This is a genomic window from Flavobacterium sp. FPG59, assembly GCF_002150205.1.
Lineage (GTDB): Bacteria > Bacteroidota > Bacteroidia > Flavobacteriales > Flavobacteriaceae > Flavobacterium.
On the sequence record NZ_MTCA01000142.1, the window covers coordinates 1 to 7,885 of the forward strand.

The window sequence follows — 7,885 nt, forward strand, 5'->3', positions numbered from 1 at the left end:
AGTAATATAAGTTAAACCAGCCAAGCAAAATTAAATAACTTTGCGAATTTAAAAGCCTTTAAAAAACGTAAATATGATAAAGTTTTCTAGACTTTTCCAGTGGCACATTTACTATTATTTACTTTATTACAGTTGTAAAACACTACAAAATAGCCGTTTGGTTATTTTGTAGCGTTTTTGTTTTAGTTAACAGTGAACTTATGAAATGAAAAGTAAATCTCTAGATTTTACAATACGTCTTTAGAAAAAGTCAGGAGACTTTTAGTAAGTTTACGTATCATGAATCCTTTAAATATTTACAAAGTCATGAGACTTGGTAGAGCTCGAACTTCTAGTTGTAAAAGAAGCCGAAATTATGAAGGTTTAAACCTGATTTGTAAATACTACAAAACCGCCTTGTGCAAAACGAGGCGGTTTTTTTGTGGCTTTTACTAACTAGTAGTTCGATATATAAAATACTAAACTAGTTTAGAAAAAAAGCATTAACCTATCTTTTCACAACACTTACTGCTGTTCCCGTTATCATTACAGTGATTAATCCTTCGCCGCTTTTCAGCTCTACATCCACTTGAATTCCTACCACTGCATTAGCGTTCATTTTTTCGGCATTTATTTTTAGGTTGGCAAATGCCTTCTCTCTTACTTCTGCTATACTTTCACTAATACCATCATAATATTTTTGCATGCTAAAAGTTAAACCCATTTTTTGCATGTTGATCGCTGTTCCAGACACTATGCCGTTATACTCTAATATTTTGTAATCTTCTACAGAATTAGTTGTTGTTAAAATCATAATTATAAGGTTTAAGTTGGTTTCCTTATTAGACTACAATTTCATACTCTTGTTACGCAATACCATCTGATAAAACTCTAATTTATATTGGCAAACTAAAATACCACAGTTGACTTAGATTTTATGGCGTTACAATTGTAAAAGGAGTACTTCATTGCAATAGAACTACTTCAGTTTTGTGTCTAAAAGTAGGATTGAAATTTATTAGAAAATATCAATTCATTCCCTCTCCAAAAAGATAATATTCTAACTTTATTTTAAACAAAGTTCCTTCTACTAAATCTTTAACAGCATTTAATTCATCCATAGAAACGGCCAAATCAATTTGAGAACAAGGTGTTTTCAATAAAAACTTATGGCACTTGTTTTTTAGTTCACAAGAGGCACAGCAGTTGTTTTGGAGGTAACTCTCGTCAATACAGCACTTAAATAGATGCAATTCTTGTGGGGTAAAATAAAATCCCGTTTCTCTAAAAATCAGTTGAACTTTGTCCCATAGAACTGCATTGTCTTTTTTCCAGTAAAAAGCGCTGCCTAAATTATTACGATAGATCTGTTTTATTTCTTGCATCTGTATTCTGTTTGACACAAAAATACGCATTATTTATATTTATTCTAAATAATAAAAGCTAAAAAAAAAATAAAATAGTTTGAGAATGATAATGGGAATCGTCTTTTAAATAATGACTAGGAGTTACTCATTTCAAAAAATTATTCTTCGCTCTTTTCATGATCTTCAACATCTTGTTGCAGGTCTAATTTTCTAAAAGTTGGCGATACAATACCTGTGAAAAGAACAGTAATTAAAGTCATGCTTCCGCCAAAGACCACTGCGCTCACAGTTCCCATCAGTTTCGCAGTTAAGCCGCTTTCAAAAGCGCCTAATTCGTTTGATGAACCTACAAAAATTGAATTTACTGCCGCTACACGACCGCGCATGTGATCAGGAGTTTTCAGTTGGAGAATGGTTTGACGTATCACCACCGAAAATCCATCAAAAACACCACTTAAAAATAACGCGGCAACGGACAACCAAAAAATAGAGGATAGTCCAAAAACAATGATGCAAATTCCAAACGCAAAAATGGCTACCAATAATTTCATTCCAGCATTTTTTGTAAAAGGAATGTATGCTGAGATAATCAACATTAAAAAAGCGCCAACAGCGGGAGCAGCTCTCAAAACACCAAATCCCTGCGGTCCTACTTTTAAAATATCTTGCGCAAATATTGGCAAAAGGGCTACAGCACCACCAAAAAGGACTGCAATCATATCCAGCGACAAAGCACCTAGAATGGTCTTATTGTTGAAAACAAATTTCACACCTTCTTTTAAACTTTCCATGACAGGCTCACCAATTTTTGGATTCAAAATAGGTTTGGTTCCAATTTGAGTCAAAGCCAGTAACGCAAAAAGCGAACAGCTTAAAACAATACACATAGACCAATGAACGCCAATCCAATTGATAGAGAAACCTGCTACTGCAGGCCCTAAAACCGAACTAATTTGCCAAACGGAACTGCTCCACGTAGCCGCATTTGGGTACACTTTTTTAGGAACAATCAAGGCCAAAAGAGAGAATATGGTTGGACCCAGGAAAGCGCGGACTAATCCACCTAAAAACACACAAAAGTAGATAGAATATAAAATAGTTTGGGTTGCAAAATCTTTAATAAAAGGAGGCCACGTCAATAAAAACAACCCCAAACTGATGATTGCAAAACCTAATATACATTTAAACAGCAATCCTTTTTTCTCTTTTTGATCTACAATATGACCCGCAAATAAGGCCATTCCTACTGCTGGAATAACCTCCATTAAACCTATTATACCCAATGATAAGGGACTTTTAGTCAAACTATAAACTTCCCATTCTATGACGATAAACTGCATAGACCAGCCAAAAACCATCGCAAAACGGAGTAATAAAAAAATATTAAATTCTCTATAGCGTAATGCGGAGTACGGATCATTTTGTTTCATCGATTCTAATTTTGTGCTTTAATGTCTCTTAGACGCAATTGCAAACTTACTTTGCCGTTCCACTCATTTTCATCAATACAATACACGGCTTGAAAAGGTTTTTGATTCGAGGTCAATTCAATTTTGTTACCTAAATTAAACCCAATGGCTGCCAAACCTTCGGTTCCGAAGCTTCGGGATTGTTTTACAAAAAGTTTTAAATGATCGTCTTCTTGTCCCATTGTTTTTCCATAGCCCGTATCTTTGATGTTTTGAGTTAGGAAAATAGGAGTCATATTTTGTGGCCCAAAAGGTTCAAATTGTTTGAGTATTCGAATAAGTTTTGGCGTAATATCTGTAAAATTAATTTCGGCATCAACAGCAATCTCTGGTGTCAACAAATCAGGATGAATCGTATTTTTAACTTCTTTTTCGAAAGCATCTTTAAATTCCTGATATTTTTCTGGAAGTAATGTCATGCCTGCTGCATACATGTGACCTCCAAATTGTTCCAAATGTTCAGCACAAGATTCAAGTGCATTGTATACATCAAATCCTTTTACAGACCGAGCCGAAGCAGCGTACTTATCGCCACTTTTAGTAAAAACAAGTGTCGGACGATAATAGGTTTCGATCAATCGAGAAGCAACAATTCCAATCACACCTTTATGCCAATCTTCTTGAAAAACAACCGACGTAAAACGTTCTTTCTCCCCGTTATTCTCTATTTGTTGCAGTGCTTCCTTAGTGATTAGTTTGTCTAAATCCTTACGTTCCACATTGTAGGCTTCAATTTCAGAGGCAAATTGTTGTGCTTGTTCAAAATCAAATTCGGTTAACAATTCCACAGCGTGGTTGCCATGTTTTATGCGACCTGCGGCGTTAATTCTGGGTGCAATGATAAAAACTACATCGGTAATGTCCAATGTTTGTTTTTTTATTTGGTGAATGATTGCTTTAATTCCTGGTCTTGGATCACTGTTTATAACCTGTAAGCCAAAGTGTGCCAAAACTCTATTTTCACCAGTCATAGGAACAATATCGGCCGCAATAGCTGCTGCTACTAGATCCAAGTACGGAATCAAATCAGAAATACTTTGCTCTCGGTTACTGCCTAAAGCTTGAATAAGTTTAAAACCTATTCCGCAACCACACAACTCGTCATACGGATAGGTACAATCGTCACGCTTTGGATCCAAAATTGCAACTGCATCAGGCAAAGAATCACCTGGTCTGTGGTGATCACAAATAATAAAATCAATATTTTTTGCCTTAGCATAATTGACATGATCTATGGATTTAATACCACAATCTAATGCAATAATTAAGGTAAATTCATTGTCATCAGCAAAATCAATACCTTTAAAAGATACTCCATAACCCTCATCATAGCGATCAGGAATATAAGTAGCCACATTTGGAAAATACGTTTTTAAATATGAGGATACTAGCGAAACAGCAGTAGTGCCATCTACGTCATAATCACCAAAAACCAGAATGTTTTCACCATTTTTAATCGCTGTTTCAATACGAGACACTGCTTTATCCATGTCTTTCATCAAAAACGGATCGTGTAAATTCTCTAAACTTGGACGAAAAAAAGCTCTAGCTTCCTCAAAAGTGGTGATGCCACGTTGCACTAATAAAGTCGCCACAAAGTTTTCTACATTTAAGGCTTTCGCCAAATGTTTCACAGTCTCCTCAGGTGGATTTGGTTTAAGAGTCCAACGCATATTGATATTAAATTTTAAATTTCGATATGAAGTCTTTGATTAATTTTCGAAAAGGTTGTTTAGCTGTTTTATTTCAATGTTAAAGCACTGCCGTAAAAAGCGATACCGTCCCAGCCCGTTTTCATAAAATTGCGAATGTTTTGATGATCAGTCCCGTCAGGATTTCCTAAAACATCTTCAAAATAGTAAGCGCCAAAGCAAGCTAAAGTTGCTTCTGGAGTTAGTTCCTGCATTTCTGCAAAAGCAAATATTTTACAAGAACCTGAGTTTTCACCAGCAGCATTGTGTTGAGTACCATTCTCAAACGCAGTGGGTTCAAAATCATAATGCTGCTCAATAACTGCAATGGTATCTGCAAATGCGATTGATTCTGGCGTTGTATTTAATTTTTCTAAAAAAGTGTTGATTGTCATAATCACAAATATTAAAATTGAGATGAAATAGTTTTTGCGGCAGCTACCGCACCATCCATATAACCTGGATTTTGCAAAGCGGTTTCTGAACCAGATAGATACAGTTTTCCGTTCAAAAGCGGTTTTTGAAAAACCATGTGGCCGTTGTTTTGATGTGCTAAAACAAGTTCGTCGTAAGGATGAAATGTTAGAGATTCTTCTCTCCATACCTTTTCATGATAGGAAACATAGTTGGCCGCTTCGGGACCAAAAAAAGTTGTCAATTGGGTGATTACTTTATCTTGGCGCTCTTCTCTAGAAAGTACAGACGTTCCCGCATTTAAAAAGCCTTTCAAAGCAAAACCGGAATGATCAAAGGAAGTGTGGTCATACATTTCCTGAATAATACTTGCTTGGCTGAATAACGTTCCCGAGTAATTTTGCACCCTCCAAAAAGGAGTTGTATAGGCTACTGCAAATTTAATACTTTCGCCCATCCACGTATGAGTTTTCTGGGTTACTTGAACTAAATTATCGGGTAAATTGGGTTCAAAAGTTATAGTATTGATCCCCAAATTAGGCGGAACGGTACTGATAACTTTGTCAGCAAAGTAGCTGTTCCCATTGGTGTCGGTCACAACCAATTGATTGCCTTGCTCTTTTATTGAGGTAACTTTAGTTTGTGTTTTTATATGCTCAATGCCAACTTTACTGATGAGTTGCTGTATCAATACCTTGGTTCCGCCTTCTATTCGAAACGAAGGTTCTTCAGACTCTGAGATTTCGAATTTTTGCGGTGGTACAAAGGACATCGTTTCAAATAGGGAAATACCTTGAGTATGCTGTCTAAAATAGGGAATATTGAATTCGTGAACTAATGCTAAGAGATTGCGGTGTTGGTTCCCAAACCAAGTCGCACCCATTTCGACAGTAACTCCAGTTTCGGCAGTAACGGTTTTTATGCGTCCCCCTATTCGATCATTCGCCTCCAAAACTAAAACCTCAATTCCTTTTTGCTGTAGTAAAAAAGCAGTATACAAGCCACACAAACCAGCACCAATAATGATTACTTTATCCTTATTCATGTAACTCCTCTCCTGAAAATTTACTCTTTTTAGGTTCTTTTGTAACAGGCTTACCTGCAACAACAACCACGATTTCCCCTCTTGGTGCTGTTTTATCAAAATGCGCTGCAACCTCTTTTACAGTACCTCGCACATTTTCTTCATGTAATTTTGATAATTCTCTGGAAACACAAATTTGACGGTCTTCACCAAAATAAGTACCAAACTCCACTAGAGTTTTTACCAACTTGTGTGGTGAGACATATAAAATCATCGTTCTAGTTTCTTCGGCTAAAGCCAAATAACGGGTTTGACGCCCTTTTTTATCAGGCATAAAACCTTCAAAAATAAATTTATCATTGGGCAAACCACTGTTTACTAAAGCGGGTACAAACGCCGTAGCTCCAGGTAAACACTCTACTTCAACACCGTTTTCTATGCAAGCACGCGTTAAAAGAAAACCAGGATCAGAGATGGCTGGCGTTCCCGCATCAGAAATCAAAGCGATGTTTTCACCCGCTTTTAATCTTGATATAAGGTTCTCAACCGTTTTGTGTTCGTTGTGCATGTGATGGCTGTACATGTGCGTGCCAATTTCAAAATGTTTCAACAATTTGCCGCTCGTACGCGTATCTTCGGCAAGAATCAGGTCGACTTCTTTTAATATTCGAATGGCTCGAAAAGTCATGTCTTCGAGATTGCCAATGGGTGTAGGAACGATATATAATTTTGACATGGTCATAGAGGTTGCATACAAGCAATTGCTTATAATTGTTCAAATTGATTGCTCAAAAAGGAGCTGGATTTACAAGAATTTCTTTTCGATGATATCCATAAAACGGTCTTCATAATCTTGTTTCCCTTCCCAATTGTTATAATCCGGTTTCACCATTTCTTGAACGAAATCGCGAGTTTCATAAAAAGAATTAAAGGAATTTAACTGACTTAAAACTCTGTTGTAATCTTCGCTACTGTTCCCAAAAAGATGTTTGATAAATGCCAAACGATCATTTAAATCGATGTTTATTCCTTTGGCCAATTTATCGTTTAATGAAACCGCTTTTGCAACTGGTATTTCATTTGTGCTTTCTGCAACTGGCTCTGGCGTTGTGTCAGATTCAAGAGCAACTTCCTCTTCTATTTCAAGATGCTCTATTGCTGGAGTATTTTCAACTGCTTGTTTTTTTACAAAAAGCGTATCATGGTAATCACCTCCTAATAAATCCTCAAAAGAAATTTGAACAGGTTCCGGATTTACTTTTTTAGGTGTTTCCTCAACCGTTTCTATCTCATGTGAAAGTTCAAATGCTGGTTTAAACTCTGCTTCAATTACTGGCTGCTCTACTTCTATTTCTAAATCAGTTGAAGTCTCTAGTTCTGGAATTTCTTGGATAATTTCTTCCTCTGTATCCGTATTCGTTTCTTCGGGAGCTACTTCTACAACTTGTTCCTCAGCTAGCACTTCTTCTGGTTCTTCTAATACTGGTGTCGTTTCTTCTAGCGGTGTCACTTCTTCTAGAACCTCTTGATTTACTTTTGGCTCAGGAACTAGATCTTCTGTAGGTTCAACAATACTTGTATTTTCGTTATCAATCGCAACGATTTCATTATCAATAGGTGTATTTAGTTTTTCAAAAACTTCAACTACTTGGTCTGTCATTGCAGCAAGTCCAATAGTTGGTTTTACATCCCCAAAATGCTCTTCAACAAATCTCAAAACCGTCAATTTTTCATACAGCTTTTGAGTCTCAAAATACAATTCATTGATGTCAGATTTATTTTTTAGCTGTAATATTCGGTGTGCAATACTGATTAAATCAGCTTCCAATTTCTTTTTCATAACTGTTGACATTATAGCGTTTTAGGTAATTTTTATTGTTTTGTAATTTGTTTGGGCGCTTTGTTGAATTGTTTCAAAACCCATTTCTAGAAATCTGATAC

8 protein-coding genes are annotated in these 7,885 nt (G+C 36.2%); all 8 read right to left on the bottom strand.

The features are described 5' to 3' along the window. Positions 1-487 precede the first annotated feature (487 nt). On the bottom strand, positions 488-793 hold the full coding sequence (locus FPG59_RS11595; protein WP_086454760.1) for a YbjQ family protein: 306 nt from the start codon (positions 791-793) through the stop codon (positions 488-490). A 214-nt stretch (positions 794-1,007) separates the two neighbouring features. Next, positions 1,008-1,364 carry a hypothetical protein gene (locus FPG59_RS11600; protein ID WP_086454761.1) on the bottom strand — a complete coding sequence of 119 codons (357 nt, stop codon included), beginning with the start codon at positions 1,362-1,364 and terminating at the stop codon, positions 1,008-1,010. Between the two features lie 140 nt (positions 1,365-1,504). Beyond that, entirely contained in the window at positions 1,505-2,776 is a 1,272-nt protein-coding gene (locus tag FPG59_RS11605; protein ID WP_086454762.1) for an MFS transporter, read from the bottom strand. Positions 2,777-2,781: 5 nt separating this feature from the next. Next, positions 2,782-4,488, bottom strand: a complete 1,707-nt coding sequence (gene recJ / locus FPG59_RS11610) for a single-stranded-DNA-specific exonuclease RecJ (protein WP_086454763.1) — start codon at positions 4,486-4,488, stop codon at positions 2,782-2,784. A 68-nt stretch (positions 4,489-4,556) separates the two neighbouring features. Continuing rightward, positions 4,557-4,901: a HopJ type III effector protein gene (locus FPG59_RS11615; protein WP_086454764.1), complete on the bottom strand. Its 345-nt coding sequence runs from the start codon at positions 4,899-4,901 to the stop codon at positions 4,557-4,559. 11 nt (positions 4,902-4,912) lie between these two features. Further along, positions 4,913-5,965: an NAD(P)/FAD-dependent oxidoreductase gene (locus tag FPG59_RS11620; RefSeq protein WP_086454765.1), complete on the bottom strand. Its 1,053-nt coding sequence runs from the start codon at positions 5,963-5,965 to the stop codon at positions 4,913-4,915. Then, positions 5,958-6,680, bottom strand: coding sequence for a 16S rRNA (cytidine(1402)-2'-O)-methyltransferase (gene rsmI / locus FPG59_RS11625; protein WP_086454766.1), 723 nt, complete (start codon positions 6,678-6,680; stop codon positions 5,958-5,960). The genes FPG59_RS11620 and rsmI overlap by 8 nt, the downstream gene beginning before the upstream one ends. A gap of 69 nt (positions 6,681-6,749) precedes the next feature. Further along, positions 6,750-7,784, bottom strand: a complete 1,035-nt coding sequence (locus FPG59_RS11630) for a hypothetical protein (RefSeq protein ID WP_086454767.1) — start codon at positions 7,782-7,784, stop codon at positions 6,750-6,752. Positions 7,785-7,885 lie beyond the last annotated feature (101 nt).

Bases quoted from the DNA above. Each gene is read 5' to 3' on its own strand.
- FPG59_RS11595 (WP_086454760.1), bottom strand. From the start codon at position 793: ATGATTTTAACAACAACTAATTCTGTAGAAGATTACAAAATATTAGAG.
- FPG59_RS11600 (WP_086454761.1), bottom strand. From the start codon at position 1,364: ATGCAAGAAATAAAACAGATCTATCGTAATAATTTAGGCAGCGCTTTT.
- FPG59_RS11605 (WP_086454762.1), bottom strand. From the start codon at position 2,776: ATGAAACAAAATGATCCGTACTCCGCATTACGCTATAGAGAATTTAAT.
- recJ (WP_086454763.1), bottom strand. From the start codon at position 4,488: ATGCGTTGGACTCTTAAACCAAATCCACCTGAGGAGACTGTGAAACAT.
- FPG59_RS11615 (WP_086454764.1), bottom strand. From the start codon at position 4,901: ATGACAATCAACACTTTTTTAGAAAAATTAAATACAACGCCAGAATCA.
- FPG59_RS11620 (WP_086454765.1), bottom strand. From the start codon at position 5,965: ATGAATAAGGATAAAGTAATCATTATTGGTGCTGGTTTGTGTGGCTTG.
- rsmI (WP_086454766.1), bottom strand. From the start codon at position 6,680: ATGTCAAAATTATATATCGTTCCTACACCCATTGGCAATCTCGAAGAC.
- FPG59_RS11630 (WP_086454767.1), bottom strand. From the start codon at position 7,784: ATGAAAAAGAAATTGGAAGCTGATTTAATCAGTATTGCACACCGAATA.